This window comes from Thermostichus sp. MS-CIW-25, from assembly GCF_054060015.1.
On the sequence record NZ_JBSSCS010000004.1, the window covers coordinates 31,902 to 54,123 of the forward strand.

18 protein-coding genes are annotated in these 22,222 nt (G+C 60.6%); 12 read left to right on the forward strand and 6 right to left on the reverse strand.

Annotation, left to right across the window (positions count from 1 at the left end):
- Positions 1-48: 48 nt before the first annotated feature.
- Positions 49-2,259, forward strand: coding sequence for a CHASE2 domain-containing protein (locus ACVWZ1_RS02560; RefSeq protein WP_457502439.1), 2,211 nt, complete (start codon positions 49-51; stop codon positions 2,257-2,259).
- A 579-nt stretch (positions 2,260-2,838) separates the two neighbouring features.
- Here the strand turns inward: ACVWZ1_RS02560 and ACVWZ1_RS02565 are convergent.
- Entirely contained in the window at positions 2,839-3,060 is a 222-nt protein-coding gene (locus tag ACVWZ1_RS02565; protein WP_414349692.1) for a high light inducible protein, read from the reverse strand.
- 199 nt (positions 3,061-3,259) lie between these two features.
- Here ACVWZ1_RS02565 and ACVWZ1_RS02570 point away from each other — a divergent pair, with 199 nt between their 5' ends.
- The gene (locus tag ACVWZ1_RS02570; protein WP_414357271.1) at positions 3,260-3,742 is read left to right on the forward strand and encodes a pyridoxamine 5'-phosphate oxidase family protein; all 483 of its coding nucleotides are present in this window, start codon (positions 3,260-3,262) and stop codon (positions 3,740-3,742) included.
- A gap of 66 nt (positions 3,743-3,808) precedes the next feature.
- On the opposite strand, the gene ACVWZ1_RS02575 is transcribed toward ACVWZ1_RS02570, so the two are convergent.
- Complete coding sequence (locus ACVWZ1_RS02575; protein ID WP_457482332.1) at positions 3,809-4,762, reverse strand: alpha/beta fold hydrolase; 954 nt, start codon at positions 4,760-4,762, stop codon at positions 3,809-3,811.
- A gap of 183 nt (positions 4,763-4,945) precedes the next feature.
- Between ACVWZ1_RS02575 and ACVWZ1_RS02580 the strand changes: the two genes are divergently transcribed.
- The 3 genes from ACVWZ1_RS02580 to ACVWZ1_RS02590 all read left to right on the forward strand — a co-directional run bounded on the left by ACVWZ1_RS02580 (position 4,946) and on the right by ACVWZ1_RS02590 (position 11,577).
- Positions 4,946-7,267 (forward strand): spermidine synthase, encoded by a 2,322-nt coding sequence (locus tag ACVWZ1_RS02580; protein WP_457502440.1) that lies wholly within the window; start codon positions 4,946-4,948, stop codon positions 7,265-7,267.
- A 187-nt stretch (positions 7,268-7,454) separates the two neighbouring features.
- Positions 7,455-8,036, forward strand: a complete 582-nt coding sequence (locus ACVWZ1_RS02585; protein WP_457502484.1) for an NADPH-dependent FMN reductase — start codon at positions 7,455-7,457, stop codon at positions 8,034-8,036.
- A 610-nt stretch (positions 8,037-8,646) separates the two neighbouring features.
- Positions 8,647-11,577 carry a GAF domain-containing protein gene (locus tag ACVWZ1_RS02590; RefSeq protein ID WP_457502441.1) on the forward strand — a complete coding sequence of 977 codons (2,931 nt, stop codon included), beginning with the start codon at positions 8,647-8,649 and terminating at the stop codon, positions 11,575-11,577.
- A 24-nt stretch (positions 11,578-11,601) separates the two neighbouring features.
- Here ACVWZ1_RS02590 and ACVWZ1_RS02595 read toward each other — a convergent pair whose 3' ends face one another.
- The 4 genes from ACVWZ1_RS02595 to ACVWZ1_RS02610 all read right to left on the reverse strand — a co-directional run bounded on the left by ACVWZ1_RS02595 (position 11,602) and on the right by ACVWZ1_RS02610 (position 16,114).
- A complete protein-coding gene (locus tag ACVWZ1_RS02595) occupies positions 11,602-12,594 on the reverse strand; it encodes an energy-coupling factor transporter transmembrane component T family protein (RefSeq protein WP_457466018.1) in 993 nt (330 codons plus the stop codon).
- A gap of 115 nt (positions 12,595-12,709) precedes the next feature.
- Positions 12,710-14,764, reverse strand: a complete 2,055-nt coding sequence (locus ACVWZ1_RS02600; RefSeq protein ID WP_457502442.1) for an SH3 domain-containing protein — start codon at positions 14,762-14,764, stop codon at positions 12,710-12,712.
- A gap of 128 nt (positions 14,765-14,892) precedes the next feature.
- Positions 14,893-15,387: a DUF427 domain-containing protein gene (locus tag ACVWZ1_RS02605; protein WP_011433071.1), complete on the reverse strand. Its 495-nt coding sequence runs from the start codon at positions 15,385-15,387 to the stop codon at positions 14,893-14,895.
- A 19-nt stretch (positions 15,388-15,406) separates the two neighbouring features.
- Positions 15,407-16,114 (reverse strand): Crp/Fnr family transcriptional regulator, encoded by a 708-nt coding sequence (locus tag ACVWZ1_RS02610; protein WP_457502443.1) that lies wholly within the window; start codon positions 16,112-16,114, stop codon positions 15,407-15,409.
- 275 nt (positions 16,115-16,389) lie between these two features.
- On the opposite strand from ACVWZ1_RS02610, the gene ACVWZ1_RS02615 reads away from it, so the two are divergent.
- The 7 genes from ACVWZ1_RS02615 (at position 16,390) to ACVWZ1_RS02645 (ending at position 22,147) form a co-directional block, all read left to right on the forward strand.
- The gene (locus ACVWZ1_RS02615) at positions 16,390-17,052 is read left to right on the forward strand and encodes a sigma-70 family RNA polymerase sigma factor (RefSeq protein WP_414399934.1); all 663 of its coding nucleotides are present in this window, start codon (positions 16,390-16,392) and stop codon (positions 17,050-17,052) included.
- Positions 17,049-17,663 (forward strand): anti-sigma factor family protein, encoded by a 615-nt coding sequence (locus ACVWZ1_RS02620; protein ID WP_457502444.1) that lies wholly within the window; start codon positions 17,049-17,051, stop codon positions 17,661-17,663. The genes ACVWZ1_RS02615 and ACVWZ1_RS02620 overlap by 4 nt, the downstream gene beginning before the upstream one ends.
- 35 nt (positions 17,664-17,698) lie before the next feature.
- Entirely contained in the window at positions 17,699-18,331 is a 633-nt protein-coding gene (locus ACVWZ1_RS02625; RefSeq protein WP_457502445.1) for a hypothetical protein, read from the forward strand.
- A 65-nt stretch (positions 18,332-18,396) separates the two neighbouring features.
- Positions 18,397-18,711 (forward strand): DUF3181 family protein, encoded by a 315-nt coding sequence (locus ACVWZ1_RS02630; protein ID WP_011433076.1) that lies wholly within the window; start codon positions 18,397-18,399, stop codon positions 18,709-18,711.
- Positions 18,712-18,756: 45 nt separating this feature from the next.
- The gene (locus ACVWZ1_RS02635; protein WP_457502446.1) at positions 18,757-19,830 is read left to right on the forward strand and encodes an S-layer homology domain-containing protein; all 1,074 of its coding nucleotides are present in this window, start codon (positions 18,757-18,759) and stop codon (positions 19,828-19,830) included.
- Positions 19,831-20,133: 303 nt separating this feature from the next.
- Positions 20,134-20,703, forward strand: a complete 570-nt coding sequence (locus tag ACVWZ1_RS02640) for a photosystem I assembly protein Ycf4 (protein WP_457466006.1) — start codon at positions 20,134-20,136, stop codon at positions 20,701-20,703.
- A gap of 211 nt (positions 20,704-20,914) precedes the next feature.
- Positions 20,915-22,147 (forward strand): ABC transporter substrate-binding protein, encoded by a 1,233-nt coding sequence (locus ACVWZ1_RS02645; RefSeq protein ID WP_414356713.1) that lies wholly within the window; start codon positions 20,915-20,917, stop codon positions 22,145-22,147.
- Positions 22,148-22,222: the final 75 nt, after the last annotated feature.

Consider the following 22,222-nt stretch of genomic DNA (forward strand, 5'->3'; position numbering starts at 1 on the left):
GCACTGCCGTTCGTGTGGTCGCGTCAGCGGTGCAAAGCCCTTTGCAATATGCCGGATCCCGTCCCTCCCTTTCTCGTTGGCCAAGGCTATACTTCTCCAGCTCGACTGTCCCCCTCCCGGCGGCGGCTGGGCTGGGCGTTGGCTTGGGGCTTGGGTTGGGCTGCTCTGCTTAACCTTTCTGCTCAGCATCCTTTGTTGGTGCGGATGGAGAGCGACGCCCAGGAGTGGCTGTACGCTTGGCGTGGCCCTCAGCAGCCTTCTCCCGAGGTGGTGATCGTCGGCATTGATGGTCGTATAGGACTCGATCGCGACAGCGGTGCGGAGCACGTTCCCGCTAACGGGAACAGCGGACAGGGGGAAAGCAATGGCCGCACCAGTGGTGCAGAGCACCTTGGCCAACATCAAGTTGACTTCCTTCTGGAACGGGCCAACTACGCCGGCCTGACGTTGCGTCTACTGGAAGAAGCTGAGGCCAGGGTGGTGGTGCTGAACCTGCCCAGCAGCTTTGTGGTGCCGCAAAACCTGGGCAACGAGAACTTAGATGCCCCTCTACGTCAGGTGGTACAGCGCTACCCAGATCGCTTGGTCCTGGCCACCCGCAGCAGCGAGAGCTTTGGCCGCTCCGAGATTAACATCTACAACCATTTTCTGCCCTTCTCTTCTCTGCGGCTGGAGTACTTGGTGCCGCCAGAACATGTGCAGGGGGTGGTGCAACATCGGGTAGACAGTGCCGGGATCCTGCGCCAGGCCCAGTTGCGGGGGCTCTACCTGCGCCGCGACAGCCAAGAGGAGCAGATGTTCGCCTCGGTCGAGGCTCTGGCTTTTGCCAAATACGACCCGGAGCGGGCCAGCCGCTGGTTTCGAGAACGGGGTTTGCAGCCGATCCAATTCAACCCCCTCGGATCCCAGCACGGGATCCCCATCATCCCCATCGAACGGGTTTGCCCTCCGGCTGTTCCACAAGCAGGATCCGGGTCTGCTGGCTCAGTCGCGACAGCGGTGCGGAGCACTTTGGTCAACCCCAGCCAAGCCTGCCGCGGCCAAGAAGGGATCCCTCCCCTTGACCCCGAAGTTGCCGACCAACTGCGGGACAAAATTGTCCTGGTGGGCTTTGTGGGCGGCTATCCAGAGACCTTCCCGGTGCGGACTGCGGATGGATCCCAGATTGCGGCGGTGGAGTTGCAGGCGCAAATCCTCTCCAGCCTGCTCACCGGAGAGGTCTACCAATCTGTGCCAGAGGGGGTGGCGGCTGCGGTGGTTTTGCTGCTGGGAGTGGGAACGGGACTGCTTTTGGTGCTTTATCGTCCCCCCCTACGTTCGCGTCAGCGGTGCGGAGCACTTTTGAGCCATTGGGGCTGGAAGCAACAGCAGTTTCTCCTGCGACCCATGGTAGGGCTTGCCGTTTACGAAGGGTGGGCTGTGGCCCAGTTTCTGCTGTGGCGTTGGGTTTGGCCTCTCGTCTTGCCAGCCTTGGCCAGTGGGCTAACGGGGGTAAGCCTGCTGCTCACTTTGATCATTGTGGAGAATCAGGAGCGGCTCTTGGCCCAACAGCAGGAATTGGAGCGTCTGCGTCGGGCCGAACAGGAGGCAGCTATCGACCAAGCCCGCAAGTTGCTTTACCGGGTAGCCACCGACATTCACGATCGGGAACTGCAGGAGTTGAAGGTGGTGATGGACGACTTGGAGAGCTTGCAATGGCAGCAGCAGCAAGGCAGGTCGCCCGACCCCGCCGTCTACGATCACCTGCTCGAACAACTGGAGAGGATCGGACGCGGGATCCGGAATCAGCTCAACGATGTGCGCACCCTAGCCGCCAAGCTGCGCATCTCCCCCAGCTTGCGAGAGGGGTTGCATCGCGGCATCGAGATCTATCTGGACGAGCTGATCCAAGCGGGCAGCCTGACGCTGTCTGTGGAGCGCCAACTGCAACCTCTGCAGGAGCCCAACACCGGCGAGTGGTTTGATCAGCGAGAAGACATCTTGCGCTTCTTGCGAGAGGCCATCGGCAATGTCATCGCCCACGTGCAACCCCCCAAAGGCAATGCTTCCTTTGTCAGAGTGTCGCTGGCCCAAACGAATCGCCACTGCTGCCTTTCTGTGGTCAATGACGGCATCGAGTACGCTCCCGGCCTCAGCGGCGGCTACGGCAGCAAGGCCATGAACACCATCGCCCGCTATCTACCCAAGGGATCCTGGCATCGCACCCGCACCCCAGAAGGCCATACCCATGTCGAGCTGCACTGGGAGATGCCGCTCTGAAAGACCTACACAGCACTGAACAGAACAGATTTTTGCTCAGCGCTGTTGCTTTCTTCCTGCTTCAGCAACCCTTGACTAGCGGTAGGTTTTAGACCTACCACCCCGCCAGAGGAGTCTCCACAGGCGTTAGCTTGTCGGGGTGTGGGGTTAGCTAAGCCCCGCACTGTACCCGTAGCGTCAGTGTCGGGATACAGATACCCCCACATGGTGTATGGTGAGAGTAGTTGCACAAAACGGCTTTTGCCGGAATCTGGTGCAGCTACGCGGTGGGACATCCCGTGTCTGCTCGCAGAGGGTTCTTGCGTAGGCTCCCCAATGAAGCGAGAAGCCCACACTGTACCCGTAGGGTCAGTGATGGGAGTATGTCACTTCCCCCAGAGCTTGGGGTACATTTCAAACGGTAGCTGGGGTCTAGAAACATAAACCTAACCACCCGCTCCCTGCACACTCGCACAACTGCCTAGCGTTTGCACATCAGGTTGTAGAGAATTGTGCAGCAAAGTGAGGACTCCGTCCCACTATCGCGAACAGTCAATCGGCGATTAGAGACAGCCCTCTTCCTAGGAAGCGTTCTTTGGCTTATCGGCCCAGGGATTGCAGCCAGCCGAGCAGGGTGGTACCGGACAGAGCTTCAAACAGGATCAGGGCAACAAAGCCGATCATTGCCAAACGCCCGTTCAAGCGCTCTGCATATTCGGTGAAGCCCACGCGGGGGGTGCTGTCCACATACATTTCCGGCTCGATGGCGTAGTTGTTCAGCCGACCACCTTCTTCGACGACAACGGAGCGATATCGGGTCATAGGGTTCTCCTTGTGCTTTCTTCACCAGCGTAGCTCGCTTTGCATAGGATTGTAAAGTTTTATTTACAACGTTGTTGACGCCCAATGTTCCGAGCTGCCGGGCAGAGTTCAACCAGGCCAGGAACAGCCTGTAAGCAGGGTTGTGGCTCTTGTCCCAGTACAGGGGAGCTGATAATAGCAAGGGGACTGGAGGACAACCATGTCGGTGCTGGAACAGTTAAATATGCTGCTGGATGGCCAGCCGGTGGCCAGCTTGGCGGTGCTGGAGCAGGGATCCCCGGCGGTGTCGTTGGTGCCTTTTGTGGTGCAGCGGGATCCCTTGCGCTTTGCCATTGTCATCAGCGATCTTTCTGGCCACACCCAGGCTTTGCGGGCAGATCCCCGTGCCAGCCTGCTCATCCACGAGCCGCCCACCCCAGGGGATCCCCGCAGTAACCATGCCCTGTCGCGGGTGATGGTGAGCGGAGAAGCCCAGTTTCTCAGCCGCGAGGAGGCGCAGGCGCAGGGGTTTGAAGCCCTCTACCGCGCCAAGTACGAGATTGCCGAGATGATCCTGGGCTTGGCGGATTTTCACTTCTGTCAGATCATCCCCAAAGCTGGCAGCTTCATCCAGGGGTTTGGCCAGGCATTCCGGCTGAGCGGCCCCAACCTGGATCGACTGGAGCACCTCGGTCGGGCGTAGGTACGAGGATTCCAAGGGCAGCCCATGCCATTCCCCAGCACGGGGAAGCTCCTGCTGCGCCACTTCCTAGCTCTCCTCTTGCAGGGGGGGTGAGGGGATCCCGGCGGAACGAACTCCTTTTTCAGGTTTTTTGGTGGGATCCCGGATCCAATCCAAAAGCAGCGGGTTGACCAGCTCGGGGGCTTCATCCTGGGGGCAATGGCCAACCCCCGGCAACGGGATGAACCCCACCACGCAAGGAAACTGTGCCAGGGCCCGCCCCAGAGCAATGGGTTCCCAGGGATCCGCTTCCCCCCACAAGATCAAGACGGGACAGGTGAGCTGAGGCAAGAGATCTTCAGCCAAAGGCCCCTGAGAATAGCGCACAAAGGCCAAAAAGACCTCTGCCGCCCCCGGCTCCAAAGCGGGTTTGAGCAAAAGCTGGATCAGCTCCTCGGTAACCGCTTCTTTGCGCCCGTAGGCTTGGAGGAGGATATTGCGAATGGCCCTAGCCTGGGCCACCTGAGCAAAGAAGAAACGACCAAAGGGGGGCCACCCCAGCAGGGATTGCAGCAAAGGGGTAAACTGGCGGCGCAGCCAGGAGACCTGGCCCCGTTTCCGCTCGTGCAATAGCCGCAGCGAGGGATCCAACATCGCTACCCCTAAAACCTGGGCTGGATCCAGAACCGCCGCCTGCAAAGCCACGATGCCCCCAATCGAGTTGCCCACCAGATAGACTGGCTGGCCCACCACCTCTCGGACAAAATCGGCCACCAGGGATCCCCAGGTCTCGAAGGTGTAGGGCAAAGGGGATCCCGGCAGGGGCTTGGCGGATCCCCCAAACCCCAACAAATCAATCGCATACACCTGACAGTGCTGCCCCAGCTCCGGCAAATTTTTCCGCCAATGGTCGCTGCTGGCCCCGAAGCCATGGATGAGCAACACGGCTGGGCCTGCGGATCCCGACTGTTGGTAGCGAATGGGCTGGTCACGCCAGAGCCAGCGATGCTCTGTGTTCGCGTTAGCGCTGTATGGCAACATTGGGAGTGCAGTTTGGGTTTGCGTCAGCGTTGCGATCGTGACATACTTCTGCACTCATGCTGACGCATAGAGTGCGGGGCTTCTCGGCGGTCTAGCTAACCTGAAATGACTGTGAATCCCACCTCAAGCTTCCGGGAGAAAGTGGGCAATACTGGCAGTTGAGGGGTTTGCGGTAGGTCGGCTTTGATTTGGCTGGTTGGCCTCAGCTTGTTTGGCAGCGCTTTTTGCCTCTTTTGGGGACAGTTGCTGCTGGGCAAGTTGCTGTTGCCGCTGTGGGGGGGATCCCCCCTGGTGTGGAATACCTGCCTGGCCTTTTTTCAGGCCACCCTGCTGCTGGGCTACCTGTGGGCAGACCGGCTGGGGCGCGGGCTCAATCCCAGGATGGGGGTGCTAATCCACGGGATCCTGTTGCTGGCCGGTCTGAGGCTTTTGCCCTTTCAATTGGGGATCCCCGGCCAACCGAAAGAAGTGTGGCCCCCTCTCGCTCTGTTGGCAGACTTGACTTTGGGAGCTGGAGTGCCGCTGTTTCTCCTGTCGGCGACGACGCCGTTGCTGCAACGGGGGTTGGCAGCAAGAGGGGGCGCGGAACAACAGGGGATCCCGGATCCCTACTTTCTCTATGTGGCCAGCAATGCCGGCAGCTTGGGCGGGCTGCTGGGGTACCCGCTGTTGTTGGAGCCCCGCCTGTCTTTGGCTGGGCAAACTCACCTGTGGACGGGATCCTACGCGCTGGTGGCAGCCCTGGTGCTGCTAAGCGGGGTGGGTCTGCTGCTCAGTCGCAACAGCGTTGCGGAGCAACAAGAACGCGGGGCAGATTCCCAGGGATCCGGCGCTGCTCCGGGGGATTTGACTGTTTCCTGGCGAGAGCGTTGGCGCTGGGCGGGTCTGGCTTTTTTGCCGGCGGGCCTGTTGGTGGCGGTCACCACCTTGTTGACCACCGATGTGGCGGCAGTGCCCCTGTTGTGGGCCATTCCTCTGGGGATCTATCTGCTGACACTCATGCTGGCTTTCGGGGGGATCCACCCCAATGAGTGGGTTTTGGGAACAACAGCTCTTCTGGCCTGCGGGGCGGTGGGGGTACAGGTCTTGGGCTGGGTGAGGCCCGGTTTTTTGCTTCTGCCGCTGCATCTGATCACCTTTGGGCTGGTGAGCTGGGGCTGCCACAGCCGGTTAGCTTGCCGTCGCCCGCCGGTGAAGCAGTTGACGCAGTTTTACCTGTGGCTGGCTTTGGGGGGGAGTTTGGGGGGAATGTTCTCTGCCCTCTTGGCACCGCAGGTGTTCGAGACGGTGCTGGAATATCCCCTGTTGCTGGGGATGTCGCTGGCCGTGCTGGGGGCGCAGGGGGGGCGGGTGGGCCTGTGGCTGGGGCTGGGGCTGCTCCTGCCTTTGCTGCTGTTGCACTTTCAACCGCAGGCGTTGCTGCAGGTGGGCGCTGGGGTGGGTTTGGCGTTGGGCTGGGCGGTGCTGGCGCTGTTGGTGTCAGGGGAGAGCCGTTCACAGCAGCAGAGCGGAGCCCCTGGCTGGCAGGCCAAGGTCGGTTGGGTGGGAGCAATGGCGGGGTTGGTTGTGCTGCTGGGGCAACCCTGGCTGCAGCCGGGACTGCAGGTGATCCACAGCGAGCGCAGCGCCTTCGGCCTCAACCGGATCGTGGAATACCAAACTGAGCAGGGATCCTTCCGCAGCCTTCTGCACGGCACCACTCTACACGGCAGCCAAAACTTGGATCCGGAAAAAGCGCTGGAGCCGCTGACCTATTTCGCTCGGCCTGGGCCCGTTGGGCAGGTGTTTGCGGCGTTCAGAGCCCAGACTGTGGATCCCACGCCCGCCATTGCGGTGTTGGGGCTGGGGATCGGCACGTTGGCCGCCTATGCCGAGCCAGGGGATGAGTGGACGTTTTTCGAGTTGGATCCCACCGTGGTCGATTGGGCGAGCCGCTATTTTTCCTATCTCCGGTGGGCTCAGGCACGGGCGCAGGTGCAGGTCATCCTCGGCGATGCCCGGCTCAGCCTCAAGGGGATCCCAGAGGGCAGCTACGACCTGATGGTGATGGATGCCTTCAGCTCTGACGCGGTGCCGGTGCATTTGCTCACGCAAGAGGCTTTGGCCCTCTACCTGAGCAAGCTCAAGCCCCAGGGCTGGCTGCTGTTCAACATCACCAACCGCCACCTCGACTTGGCCCCGGTGTTGGCCGGCCTGGCCGGATCCCTGCAGCTTCACGCTTGGCACCAAGACCACCGGGATCTCTCCCCTGAGCAACGCCAGGCGGGGCTGGCCCCTTCCCACTGGGTGCTGTTATCGCCGCGCGACGCTTCGACGACCGCCTCAGTAGGGCGGAGCCCTTTGGCCCAAAACTCTGGAGTCCTGCAGGAACTGGATCCCTGGCAGCCCCTTTTGCCCCAGGCCGGGGATCCCGTCTGGCGGGATGACTTTTCCAACCTGCTGCAGGTGATCCGCTGGCCTTGGATCCCTTTGCCGAGAGGTATCCAGATCCCCAGTTCTGGATAGGAATCCGGCTGTTATCGCTATGCAACGCTTCGGCGAATGCATTAGGGTTGGGGAGCAGAAAAGTTAAAGAAATCTTTACAACTCGGAGTTGGTATGAGTTATGATTGTTTGCAACGTAACTAATGTCTGCTCAGGAACCCGGCTCATGTCTCCTCTGCAAGCCCTTACTGTCGATCCTCAAACCACCATGGCTGAAGCCTCTGAGGCCCGTTTCGTGGCAATCGGGGGCAGCTTGCGGCCCAATTCCCTGACGTACCAGGCGCTGGAGGTGGCGCGGCGCGAGTTTGAGAAGTTGGGGATCCCGTTGCACATCCTCGATCTGCGGCAGATGAAGTTGCCCTTTGTGGATGGCTCGGAGTCCTATGCGGATTATCCCGATGTGGCAGTCCTACGAGCAACCATGAAGCGGGCGGATGGGATCATCCTAGCCAGCCCGGAGTACCACGGCGGCATCAGCGGCAGCCTGAAAAATGCACTGGATCTGTTGAGTTTTGAGCAACTGGAGGGTAAGGTCTTTGGGTTAATCAGCGTTTTGGGCGGCGAGAGCAACAGCAATACCCTGAACCAGATGCGCTTGATTGTGCGTTGGGTGCATGGCTGGGTGATCCCAGAGCAAATCGCCATCGGTCGGGCTTGGAACGCTTTTGACGAGCAAGGCAATCTCAAAGACGAGAAGCTACAACAGCGCTTTCAACACTTTGTCCAGAGCTTGGTGACCCATACTCACAAGCTGCGCGGGATCCCAGTTGTGAAGCCTTCCCACAATTAACCCCAAATTAATTACTTAATCACTTACCAAAAAACTGGGTCTAAAGCCCCGCGCTTTAGGGCGGCTGTGTGCTATGCTGCCCGCAGCGGCAGGGTAATCAACCGCTCTATTCGCGTAAGCGGGCCGTAGGCCTTAAGCCCAACAGTCTCACGACTGGATGCAACCTCAATAGGTTTTTTAGTTGTTGTTCGCAACGGTACCTAAGGGCATAAGGATTCTGTCCCGCTGGCGCGAGAGGAAACCGCCCTGCGCTTGCATCAGTGGCGCGTAGCGCTTGGGGGAACGCCTGGGGAGATGAGCACCGCTGTTGTGGAGGGGCAACCCAACACGGCAAGTTGTCGCAGAACCAGGAACCGGAATCCCCTGCCTTTAGGCGGGGGAGCATGTCAAAGACTTCGGCTGCCCCTATTGCTACCCAGCCTTTCATCTGGGGGCTATAGTTGTTTCAAACAGCAACAAGTCCGGGCTCGCTTCTCCTCGCTTTTTTGTGTCAGTGTTGCCCAGTAACAAGGAAGCAGGGAGACGAGAAGGCTCATAACAGAGACGAGCTGAAGTCTGGCTGATACGGCATTGGCTTGCAGAGGAACCTGCGGAATAGATCCACACAGGTATGGTTCAGTCTGTTCCCCCTTATTCTTCGGATAGAGCTGGGTCAATATCTCCCCTGGTGGCCCTGCAAGCGACATTGCAACAGATGCGAGAGCAAACGGATGCCAATGGGCTGATTCAGCTCACCCTCGACTATGTCGGGGCGGTGTTTGGGGCGCCGCTGGTCTGGCTGGCCTTTTACGATTATCAAAATCACCAGTTGGTGGGCCAGGGGGGAGTGACCCTTCTTGAGGATCAAACCCTACTGCGGGCGGTGCATCCTCTACAGCCGGGGGAGATCCTGGAGCAGGTGGTGATCGAGCAGCGACCGATCAGCCTGCCCGACCTCTCTCAGGAACCGCGCATGGGCATTTGGCAGCGGGAGGCCAGGCGACTGGGCGGGATCCAGGGCTGTTTCATTTATCCCTTCTCGGCCTACGGCCCGCTGTCGCGAACGGCAGTGGGACGGCGGCGCTGCTTGGGGATCCTGATGTTGGGATCCCAAATGTGGGGGGTTACCACCCATGAGGACGAAAAGGCTCTCTTGGGAATTTTGCTGGGGCAGTTGGCAGCCTCTCTGCAGGAGTTGGAAAACGCTTGGCAGCAGCAGACCGAAAAGCGCCTTGAGGATCCACTCCTGAGGTTGGGAACGGCGATGCGCCAGGCGGGATCCCTGCAGGAACGGGTCAGCTGGGTGAAGCAAGAGCTACAGTCTTTCCTGGGCGCCGTCCACATTCAGGTGTATTGGCACGAGCGCGGCCAGGGGCAGTTCGTCCCCCATGGAAGCGCCCCCAAAGCTGTTGGCAACAGCGGGGGGACGGAGTCCTCTCAGCCCCCTGTTCCCAAAGGGGCTAAAGTCGGAGCAGGGCCAACAGGGGAGGTCAGCCTTTCGCTGCGGGAATTGGGGGACATGTACTACACCCTCGCCGATGGCCAGGTGGTGGTGGGCGGCACAGGGACGACTCGCTCTGAGGTTCCCCCCAAGCTGATGCAGCAGTTGCGAGCCCAGGCTGTTTTGGCAGCCCCGATTTTGCTGGAGAAGGATCTGCTGGGGTTTATCTGGGTGCAATCCGATGTGCCCCGTACCTGGCAAGCCGCTGAGCGACAGTTGGTGGCCGCTGCCGCCAATGGGTTGGCCCTGGCCAGCCCTCTGGAAAATCTGGATCGCCGCATTCGCCAGTTGGCCGATGACCAAGAGTTTGTGCAGCAGGTGGGCCGCTCGCTTTACAACCCGGCAGAGCTGCAACAGGCTCTCCAGCAAGCCATTGTCGGCCTGGGCCAGCGTCTGAAAGTCGGTGCAGTAGCCGTGTTGACGGTGGATAGCGACAGCTCCATCCCCCGCCTCTTCTACGAGTACCGCAGCGTCGCGGAGCAACAGGGCAAGCAGACTTTGCCGCAGCAGTTCAGCCCTCTGAGCGACCAGGACTGGCAGGATCTCATGCGCAGCGAGGTGGTGGTGGCAGAAAACTACGACCAAGATCTGCGCCTGCTCTCTTGGCGGCAGGAACTGGCAGGAGTTCGTTCCCTGATGCTGACCCATACCGGGGCCAACACACCCGTGGAAGGGCTGCTCTTGGTGTTGCATCCCCAGCTACGGGCCTGGAGCCGGGAAGAGCGGCAACTGCTGCGGGGGATTGCCCAACAGGTGGGGGTGATCCTGCGGCAAATTCGGTCAGAACAACGCCGGCAACGACAAGAGCAGTTGCTCAAGGGCCTGATCACCACTTGTTTAACCTTGCAAAACTCGGCCACCTTGTCAGATCTGTACACCACTACCACTCGACAGACGGCCCAATTGCTGGGGATCCCTCTGGCGCTCATGGTTAGTTGGCAGCCGGGGGAGAGCCGGGCTCAGCTCCAGCCATCTTTTGCTGCCGGGACGGAGACCGGCCCCACCGAGATCGATCTGCAAGATCCCCTACTGGCCTACGCGCTGCAGTCAGCAGAACCTCTCCCGCTCACCCAGATCCCCCCTGCCAGCCGCACTTGGCTCAGTCGCGTCAGCGGTGCGGAGCACTTTGCTACCGGCCTGGGATCCTGGCTGCTGGTCAACACTGTCCCAACGGAATCTCAGGCGGGAGCTTTGGGAGTTTTGATCTTGGGGGCAGAAGCGGGCAAGGTTTGGGATCCCGACGAGCGGGCGGCTGTGATGTTGATCGCCCAGACCTGCGGCTGGACGGTGCGGCGCTTGCTCTGGATGCAAACTTTGCAAGAGCAGCAGGAGGTGCTCAGGGAGTTGAACTGGTACAAACACCGCCGCCTGATGGACATGCAGAATGCCCTTCTGGACAGCCTGCGCCGCCTGGGTCAGGTGCCGGAGATTCCCGGAGACGAAGCCACCCGCTGGCAAAAGGTGGTGGAGATCGGCAGAGGGCTGCGGGATCTGACCGTCTCCACAGGGCCGTTGTTGCAGTCGGAAACTTGGCAGGTGCAGCCGCAGTCGCGGTCGGTGCCCTTGGCAACCTTGGTGCGCAAAAGCCTACGCCGAGTGGAGGCCCTGACCCAAAAACGCAAGTTATGGCCGCGGGCCCATGGGGACATGAGCCTTACCATCCAGGGGGATCCCGAACGACTGGAGATGGTGCTCTGGGAGGTGTTGACAGCCGCTATTTTGCGCAGCCCGGAAGGGGGGCGGCTGGATCTGTGGAGCCAAGCCAGCGTTCGCGATAGCGATGCGGAGCCCTTTGGCTATGCAGAGCTGCTGGTGGTGGATCAGGGCAGCTTCGACCCTCACCTGATGGCCGCCCTTCAGTTGGATCCGAACCAGGTGATCTACGCAGATCCTCTGCTCAAGTCGCCTCTATCGGTAAGTCCTGGTCTGGAACTCAGCCTGTGTCAACGGGTGGTGCAGCGGATGGGGGGCCAGCTCTCCTTTTACCTCTCTTCCGATGGGCGTTGTGTCTCTCGGCTGCTCATGCCGATGGGCAGCGACGAGCCCCATCCCCCTGGGTAGGAAAAAGCTGTGTTGCCGGTCACCTTAGGGGGACAAGGTTCTGAGCAGCCAAAACAGGGGCAGTAGAGCCAGTAGGCCGCGATCCAGCCGCCGCAGTTGTAGGCGGTGCCAGCGCAGGGGATGGTCTGGGCCGGTCAGCCCACGGGCCTGCATTGCCATAGCCGTCTGTTCGGCACGCAGGAGCAAGTTTTCAAAAAAGCGCTCCACCAAGGCCAGCAGGGTTTGCATCCCGCCCCGGAAACTCAGGGATCCCCAGCGCACATCCCGAGTTCGCACCGCCCGCGCCAAGTTTTGCACCTCTTCCATCACCAAAGGCAGAAAGCGCAGCGCCAAGGTGAGGGTGAGAATTACTTCGGCAATCGGCCATCTCCAACGCTTGAGAGGCTGCAACCATTGGCCGATCCCCTCGGCAATTTCTTCGGGGGCCGTGGTCAACAAAAACAAATGGGTAGCGTAGAGCAACGTAAAAATGAGGGTGCCCAGCCGCAGCGCCACCGATAGAGAACGGCGGGAGACCTGAAAGGTTCGCCCCAACAGGGAAAACTGAACCAGGCGGTAGCGGTAAGGGGTTTGCCAAGCACGGGTTTGCTCCCGCCAGGCACGGTCTGGGGATCCCTGTTCTACAGCCAAAAAGGAATCCCTCCCGCTGTCGCGAACAGAGCGCTCGGCACCGCTAACGGGAATCAGCCCATAGCCTACCACCTGCATATCCTGCCGTTGCGGTTGGGGAAAAACCCCCAATCCATCCGGCGCCAAGCTGGTGATCCCAAAGGTGAGCAGGCTCAGGGCCAGCACCAGGGAGAGTTGGCCCGACCAAACCCGGCGCGGCAGACGGGCCGCCACAGTTAGCAGCAGAAGAGCCACCACCACGGCCAAGCGCCAACCATTGCCGGCCAAAATGGGGCTGAGGAGAAAGCTGAGCAGCCAGGCCAGCTTAACCCGCGGATCCAGGCAATGTAGCCAGGTGCGAGGCTCTTCCAGATAAATCCCCAGCGGGGCATTGCGCAGAATATCCACAACAGTTGAGAAGGAAGCAGACTATACCCCTTAAAAGGGCGGGACCGAGAACTCCGTCCCCGTAGCGCGGTCGCAGCAGCGTTGCGGAGCAATAACAGCTGGCAGCAAGGGAGAGCTAGAGCCGTTCCACCAGACGGGTGGAGCCCGACTGGGCGGCGACCCATCCCCCGGGCGCGCCATCTCGCTCAATGCGCAGCCAGACGGGCACCTGTCCCTCCCCAGCCTGCACCTCCACCACCCGCAGCAGGGCTTGGCGTGGGGCTGTCCCGACAATGGCTCCCGTCAGGCTGGGTTGCTGGCGAATGTTGAGGCCATCGTTGGAGACCACCCGCACCTGTTGTACTCCTTGCCACTCCGCCAGAGGGCCGGTTAGCTCAGGCGTGGGAGTGAGTTCCGTCTGGCCGGGATTGTCGTTCGCGGAGGCGTCGCGTAGCGATATGTCAACCGGCGGCTGCTCAATTTGCACCTGGGGTTGCTCCAGCGGTGGTGCCGGCGGCGGCGTGAAGAGGCCCCGCAACATTTGCCAGATGACCAATAGGGAGAGGATGCCCACACCGACCACCCCGGCCATTCGCGCCAGCGGTGCGGAGCCCAAACGAACGCCAGCGGGAAAGGTAGGACGCTTACGGCCCCCCAAGCGGCTGCGGCGGTAACGCTCCACATCCTGCAAACCGATCGCGCCAGCGGACCTTAGGCCCTGGACTCCGTCCCCCTGAGGGGAACGGTCTTGGGCACTAGAACTCTCATCCGCAAGAGCAGAGACGCCCGCCTTGGGGGTGCTCCGGTAGGAGGGCAAATCCGAGAGGCGCGGGGGTTCTGGCGGGGGCATCACTCCTCCCCATTGCCAAGGGGTGGGGGGGCGCTGCAATTCTTGGGTTGGATTAGGGGGGCGCACGCCACCCACCACGGCAGGCAAATGAGGTGGGGGATGGGGGACTTGGGGAGAGAGCATCCCTGCCGGCGGGTCTTCGCGGCTGGGCATTTCGTCCAGGTAAGCTTGTACTTGGGGGTTGTCGAAGTAGGCTTGCAACGTCACTTGGGCGGCTTCCAGACCGCGGAACTCCGGGAACACCTCCTCCTGAAACCATTTTTCTGTGAAGCGGCACAGACCCGGCAGATGGTCGGGAGAACCGGCGGAGTGTTCTTCGATAAACTGCAAGGCCTCTACTTCTTGGGTGGAGCGCAGATGGGCGAGCGCGTCTTCGGTCTGCCCCAGCAACAGACTACAGATAGCCTGCTCCAGATGCACATCCTGCCGCTGCGCCAGACGAGCCAGGTAGCCGCGAGCACGCCGCACCAGAGCCGGGCGGTTTTCCAGATAACCTGCCGCCAGCAACACCTGCACGGCCAAGTAGGCGGCCACCATCGAGGGACGCTCAGCCTCCCGCTCGAACAACTCCTGCTGTTCTTTGAGGGTGAGGTGGCGACGTACCCGTTGGATAAAGCGCAGGAAATCTTCGGTGCTGAGGCCAGAGCCATCTTGCCCCATCCCCTCGATGCCGCCCCGTTCGTCCAGCATGGCTTTGAGGAGAGCCAGTCCCTGCTGTCGCTCCCCGTTCCCATCAGCGGTGTGTCTTCCAGCTTGGGCGGGAGCACTTTGGCTGAGGAGTTGCAAAATGCGATAGGGACGCAGCTTGCCCAAATCGATACGGATCTCCGCTTGCATCTGCGGAAAGGCCTGATACTCCTCCAGCTCCGCCAAGCCCGCCTGTAGGGAACGCGCCGCCTCTTCATAGGATCCCTGTTGCCAGGCTTCTCGACCCAGTTCCAGACGAGCGATGGCCCGCGCCAAAATGGCATCGGAACGAGCAGGGTGGCCCTGCTCCAGCATATGTTGAGCCAAGTCCAAGGCAGCTTGGTATTCTCCGGCTTCGCAATACAAGCACAGCACTCCCGGCAAGCGTGTTTCCTCCACCGTTAAGGTGGGATCCGCCGGCATGAGATGTTCGTCGTAGTTTCGCCGTGCCTCAGGGTTAAGCAGCACAGAAGCTGCCTCTTGGATCATTTGAGCGCGAGCTTCCACAGCCTGTGGCGAGAACTCCAGCAGCCAGGAGCGCTCGCCCGGCTTGAGATCGATTCGCTCCCGGTATGCCTGCTCAATCTGATGCTCATCTGCCCGTGCCGACAGCATCAAAACCCGATAATAGTCGAGGGGCACCCGCACCGTCATGGTTTTTGTCCGCGCTCTCCTGTTCGTGCCAGCGGGACGGAGTCCTTGGACAACTTACCCGCATCGACTTAACTGTAGTCCTTTTCGTGGGTAAAAGGGATCCCCCCTCGGGAATCGCTGCTCCGCCCCTACCAGTTCCAGCTACCCGGCTCTCCTTTGAAAGGGCCTACGACCTTTGAGGTGATCCAACCGCCGTAGAAATCTCCGGGTTGAGGCCGGACTCGTTCTCCACCTACCCGGCACTCCTGCACACGGCCTGGATAAAAGGCAAGGTAGTCGCGGATGGGCAAAAACGCCGGGCTGGGATCCGGATAGCTCCAGGCGGCATCTACGGCTGTTTGGGATCCGACCTGAACTGTCCAGTAGCAGGCAGCCCCTTTGAACTCACAGAAAGAGGTGCGAGAGCTGGGGCGGAGATACTGCAGTCGAACGTCGGTGGGGGGAATGTAGTAGGTGGGCGGGTGGCTGGTTTCCAGGACGCGGTAGCAACGGCGGCTTTGGGCAATGAGCTCGCCATTGAAGAGAACTTCCACCAGTTCTGTGGTGGGCTCCAGACGAGGTGGGCGCGGATAGTCCCAGACAGATTCTTGTCCTGGATGGGGAGAAATCGGTTGGGGAGACATGGGTCAATATCTTCAATATCTAAAGCAGACGGGTGGCCTCTACCAGTTTGGCGTACTGGATCAGCAGCAAAGACTGTTGCTCCGGCAAAGGCTGAATAACTCCCTGCTGCTGCAGACGGCTTAGCACCGCCGTGGCTGTCTCTCGGCTAACCTGGCTGAGATCGGCCAAATCCTGGGGGGGAGGGTAGACAATGCGCATCCCCTGGGCGGTCTTCTCGCCAAAAGCTTCCGCCAGTTGCACCAGTGTATGCACCACCCGCACCGGGGGGCTCTGCTGGTCGAGATCCGCCTGCAAGTTGGCCAGGCGCAGGCGACGGGAGAGGCTGCAGGCCAGTTGGTAGCACAGTTGCGGCTCCTGCAGCATCAGTGCTTTGAAGGTTGCCGCCGGGATCCCGGCCACCCGCAGCGGGGTTAGGGCCAGCACATCTCGCGAGCGGGGAGCTTCGTCCAGTACCGCCATTTCCCCCACCCAAGCGCCCGGCCCCAGCAAGGCAAGGGTTTTGGTGCTGTCTTGCGCCCGCAAAGCCCGCCGCACCTTAGCCCAGCCGGCGAGGATCAGATAAACTACGCTGCCCCAGGCATCTTGCATGAAGAGGGCCTGTCCCGCCGGGATATCCCGCAGCTTGACCTGGGATCCCAGCCATTGCAAGGACGTTGCCGAAAGTTCGGCCAACATGGGTACCGCCTTGAGCTCGGAGAGGACGGCAACAGGAGCATCGGAAGTCATGCCGGGTCGGGGTTTTACCATACCGCAAGCCCACTGTAGCCCAGTTATCAACTCAAGAGCTATCCTGCAAAAGTGCTCCTGTGTCCACCGTCCTGCCATGTGCGCCAAGATCCAATGAGGAGGTGGTCTTGCCGGTATGGCCCTCAGAGCCTCTGGAGCTACCCTCGGTTTGAGGGTGGGGGGAACCCAAACTCTGCCATTTCGTCTGGGCAACAGAGGTTTTGTCGGCGAGGGGATCCCTCCGCTGTTGCTGTTGTTACAACCTATGGATGCCTATGGATGCTGCCCTCAGCGACATCAGTGGCCAGCGCTGGTCCGTCTTGGTGAAGAACGTGCCTGTGCGGCCCGAAAAGCTCGCTGATGCGGATCTGGTGCTGCTCTGTCAGCAGGGATCCCAGCCCCATCGGGAGGCTTTTGCCGAGTTGATGCGTCGCCATCAGGCCCATGTGGACAAGGTGCTCTATCATCTTGCCCCGGACTGGCAGGACCGGCATGACTTGGCCCAGGAAGTTTGGATCCGGGCCTACCGCCACCTGAAACGCCTACAGGAGCCGGCAAAATTTCGCAGCTGGCTGGGGCGGATCGCCACCAACCTGTTTTACGACGAGCTGCGCAAGCGCAAACGACAGCAGCAGCCCCTTTCTCTGGATGCGCCGATTCAGATGCGGGATAGCGAGATGGAGTGGGAGCTGCCCAGCGAGAGCCCCAGCCCCCATGAGCACCTCGCCACCTGCGAGTTCTACGAGCGATTGCACCAAGCCGTCCGCGACCTGCCGCAGGCCTTTCGCCAGACAATCCTGCTGCGGGAAATTCAGGGAATGGCTTATGAGGAAATTGCCGAGATCACAGGGGTGTCTTTGGGCACTGTTAAGTCTCGCATTGCCCGTGCCCGCGCCCGCTTGCAATCCACCCTAAAACCCTACCTTAATGGTGAATGACCATGGTTCGCGGCAACCCCAACCCCGACCCCAGGGATCCCCAGCAAGAGCTGCCGGTGGTGGATGAGCGCTTTGAACAGTTGAGCGCCTACTTGGATGGGGAATTGTCGTCTCAAGAGGCGCGGCAGGTGGAAGATTGGCTGGCCAGCGATCCTCAGGCGCGGCAACTGTACAGCCAACTGGCAGCTTTACAGGCCGGTTTGGCCAATCTCAAGGCCCCCACCTTGAACTCCACCCAGACGGAGCTGTTGATCAGCCGTGTGTTCGCTGAGCTGGATCGGCGGCCAATGCTCGACCTGGGCTGGCGGCAACGTAAGGGCACCCCTTGGGGACGGGTGGCAGCGGCTGTAGTGGCCTTGGCAGGGGCGGGCTGGGCGGGATGGCGTTGGTCTCATCCCCAGCCTTTGGTATCGCTGGAAGATCCGCCGGTGCGCGTGGCCATCGTGCCTGCCTCTGCTCGTGTTGCCCAACGCTATCTTTTCGAGGCGGGGCAAAAACAAGATGCCTACTCGATTTTGTTTGAGGCAATGCCCGACCGTGGATCTCGCTCCGCCAACGGGACCGGAGCCGTTCGCATCAACGGGACGGAGTCCTTGGTGGGCTGGGAATGACCTGAGCAGGCTTGAGAAAGACTGAGGAGCGCAGGGTGGAAAAAGCAGTTCGCTGGGCTTGTGGGCTAGGAGTCTGCCTTTGGCTATGCAGTCTGGGATCCCTGTCGGCCCAGGCAGATCCCAGCAGTAGCCATCTGGCAACGCCGTCCGCGCCGGCGGGACGGAGTCCGAAGCAGTTGCACTCCTCTCCCAGTGGACAGGAGCCTGCCCCCCAGCCCACAAACCTGCCTTCACCCGGATCCCGTCTCACCCCTCCGGTGGCTCGCCCTCAACCCCCCGCCCCCGATCAAACAGATCCATTGCTTTTTCCGGATTTCCCCCTCCTCAAGGAGTTGGATCCGTCCCCGCCAAGCTTGGCCGACCTGGGCATCCATTGGGATCGCCTGGCCCTGCTGCCGGATTCCGAGCTGGCAGAGGAAATGGATGTGGAGTTCAGCCGCCGCCTAGCCCGCCTAAACCGGCAAATTGCCGACCAACAAGAGCGCCTCTACCGCCTTTTGCAAACCTGGGACTCCGACGAGGCCGATATCCGCCAAATTCAGGCCCAACTGAGCCAGTTGCGGACAGAACGGGATCGCCTAGCTCTGGAACACCTGTTGATGCTGCGGCAGCTGCAAGAGAACTTCGCCCTACCTCTACCCAATCGCTCTGCTGCCAGCCCTCCCTGAGGAGTCCTTGGGTTCGGGTTATGATCTGAGGGAGGGGCAGACGCAACCACCAACGGAGCTGAGGGATGGCCAAAGTGCCCAGCAACCCAGACATTGAGCAATTGGCCGCTGCCATTGGTAAAGAAGTTTACATCGATGTGGCCCGCTGGCATCTTTACCTGCGCGATGCCCACCTGCATACCCTTTTGGCGGAGCGACTGGCACCCCAGGTGATGGCAGGCAAGGTGGATGAGGACGCCGTCACAGAGATCTTGCAAGGGATCCCGGTGAAAGTGGGGGGTGGGCGCAAAGAATTGCCCCTGGCCGATCTCCTGCCGATGCAAAGCCTGCTTAACCTGCTGGACGTGCTGGAGGAGTTCAGCCGCAAATGGGCCCAATAGAGACCAATAGAGAAAGGTAGAGCGGTGCATCATCAGTCTAAACCTATGCGGCCTGGCCCCTGGCTCAAGCTCGGCAGCTTTGTTTCGTTGCTCTGGCTGTTGTCGGCTTGCCAGGGAACCGAGTGGGGAGAACAGCTAGAGCGCGCTGTACGCCCAGTGGGCCCGCCCACAGCCCAATCTGAGCCGCTGGCACCTCCCTCGCCTCAACCTTCGCCGGGATCCATCCCACCCTCTATCTCGATCCCCACTGCTCCCGCCCCCTCTTCACCTCTGCCCAGCCAGGACAGCAGCCGCTTTACAGACTTGGAGCCCGGATCTCTGGTGGCCCGTTCGGTGGGATACCTAGATCGGTTGGGAGTTTTTGCCGATATCTCCAGCAGCGAATTTCAGCCGCAGCGCAGCGTTCGTCGCGGAGAATTTGCCCGTTGGCTGGTGTTGGCCAACAACGCCATCCACGCCGATGAGCCCAGCCGGCAAATCCGCCTGGGATCCCCCTCGGAACGCCCCCTCTTTTTGGATGTGCCGGAGGAGGATCCCAACTTTCGCTACATTCAAGCCCTGGGAGCTGCCGGCATAATTGCCGGAGATGCCAATCGAGAGTTTCGCCCCAACAGCCTGCTGTCGCGGGCAGAGTTGATCCGCATGAAGGTGCCTCTGGACTTACCTCCCGGCCAGATCAAGGGATCCCGAGCAGAGCTGGAAGAGCGCTGGGGGTTTACCGATGCGGCGCAAATTCCTCCTGAGGTTGTTCCTGCTCTGGTAGCGGATCGCAGTCTGGAGAATGCCTCCACCGTGCTGCGCACCTTTGGCCCCATCCGCACCTTCAACCCCTTCGAGCCGGTCAGCCGCGGGGAAGCTGCCATTGCCTTATCGGCTTTTGGGGAACGAACAGCCCAAGACGCCCTACCCCAGCCGCCAGCCCTGCCAGACCCAACCCCTGAGCCTCAGCCTTCTCCCCCTGCCGCAGAACCGCAACAAACGGCCTCTCCTGAGCCGGATCCCACCCCTGCCTCTCCCTCGGATGCTGCTGATGAGCCCCCTGGGCAGACCCGACCCAACCCCCCGGAAGTCGCCCCAGGAGAGGGTAGGATCGTTACCCCACGCCAAACCCAACCCTGAGGTGAGAGGGATCCCATTGGCGTATGCTGTTGGGCTCTGTCAGCAGATAGAACGCCTCAGAACCCCAGCAGGGATCCCTGCTACGGCTCTTACAAGGAGCAAAAGGAGCCATAACAATAAAAACTATCCCTAACTCCCTTCGGGAGAGGGGCTGTACAGCGCAGAGGACTTCCGCCCCCATTCCCCAGGCGGCTCTAGCTCTTGCCAGTCCCCTGAGCGCCCCTCTGCTGGGGAAAACCCTTGCCGCCCATAGCCTATAGAATGGGGGAAGCCAGCCTTGGAAAACCTGCAGGGATCCCAACTGTGTCCGCCATTGTTCCTGAAATCCGTTCTGACGATTTGCTGCGCTACACCGTGATTGGGTCGCGGCGGCCCAGCGTGTACTTTTGGGCGGTGGCGCTGACGGGGGGAGGGCTGGGCTTTACCTTGGCCGGCCTTTCCAGCTATCTCCACCGCAATTTGCTCCCCTTTTCCGATCCCGCCAGCCTGGTGTTTATTCCCCAAGGCATTGCCATGCTCTTTTACGGGGTGCTCGGATCCCTGGCGGGGCTATACCAGTGGCTGAGTTTGTATTGGAACTTGGGAGGCGGCTACAACGAGTTCGACCGGCGCACGCAGAAGATAACTCTGGTACGGCGAGGCTTTCCGGGCAAAAACCGTGAAGTCCGCCTGGAGTATGACTTTGCCGATGTGCAAAGCTTACGGGTGGAGCTGAGAGAGGGGCTTAACCCCCGCCGAGCCATCTACTTGCGAGTGAAAGGACGTGGTGACATCCCCCTCACCGGAGTGGGCCAGCCTCCCCCCCTGATGGAGATCGAAAACCAGGCAGCCGAGATTGCCCGCTTTCTCAACGTCAGCCTAGAGGGCATTTGATTCCCTGCGGTGCCATTGCTTTGACCCCGCCCTGCTGGTCGCTTGAGCGAGACGGAATCCCATCCTTGGGCAACAGTGAAACCATTGAGGGGGATCCAGAACTGTGGAGTCGAATAGAGAGTTGTCGAGATTGTTTTCAATGTAGCGGGATCTCTTCGAGGAATGATCTACCCTTGATGCCAGCGCAGTTGTTGCCTGGGAGAAGCCTGTGATGGCCAACCTGAACCCCTTCATTCCCCTACAGGCCAAGAAGCTGGGGTCTATTCTGTTTCGCCTCTGGCTAACTCTTCTGCTCTCATTGGGCTTGGCCTTGCTCACGCTGCTGCTGACCTCCCATTCCGCCCATGCTGCTCGCGGGCCCCTGTATCGCTTGGGCCGCCCAGAGGGGGCGGTCTCGATTGTGGCCTGGGCAGGCTATATCGAACGGGGAGAAACGGATCCCGCCTATGACTGGGTGACCGAGTTTGAGAAAGAAACCGGCTGCCAAGTCAGCGTTAAGGTGGCGGCAACCTCCGATGAGATGGTAGCCCTGATGAATGAGGGCGGCTTTGATCTGGTGACGGCCTCCGGCGATGCCACCCTACGCCTGATCAAAGGGGAACGGGTACAGCAGATTAACCCCCGCCTGATCCCCAGTTGGGAGACCATCGACCCGCGCCTGCGGGATGCTCCCTGGCATACCGTGGATGGCAAGCATTACGGCGTGCCCTATCAATGGGGATCCAACGTGTTGATGTACAACACAAAGGTTTTCCCGGAACCCCCCACCAGTTGGGATGTGGTGTTTGAAGAAAAAATCCTGCCAGACGGCAAATCCAACAAGGGCCGCATCCAAGCCTACGATGGCTCCATCTACATTGCCGATGCCGCCCTCTACCTGAAGGCCCACCGCCCAGAATTGGGCATCACGGATCCCTACGAGCTGACCCGCGAACAGTTCAATGCTGCTCTAGCTCTATTGCGACAGCAGCGGCAACTGGTTGGACGCTACTGGCACGATGCGGCGGTGCAGGTGGATGACTTTGTCAACGAAGGGGTAGTGGCCTCCAGCTCTTGGCCCTTCCAGGTCAATCTGTTGCGATCCGAAGGTCAACCTGTCGCCAGTGTGATACCGGAAGAGGGAGCCACCGGCTGGGCAGATACAACCATGCTCAGCGCTACCGCCAAACACCCCAACTGTGCCTACCTGTGGATGGAACATTCCTTGAACCCGAAGGTGCAGGGGGATCTGGCGGCTTGGTTTGGCTCGGTGCCGGTGGTGCCCGCCGCTTGTCAGGCCAGCGAGCTGCTGGGGCCAGAGGGATGCAAGACCAATGGCATCGACAATTTTGAGCGCATCTTCTTCTGGAAAACTCCTGTGGCCGATTGTGGCGATGGACGTATGGATTGCGTGCCCTACTACGAATGGGTGACCAACTACATCGCTGTGATCGGTGGGCGCTAATAGGCCGACCTTGAAGGGATCCCTCTGGGGAGACAGACCCTCGGCCCTGAGGAGCTAGCCCCATGCGCTGCCCAG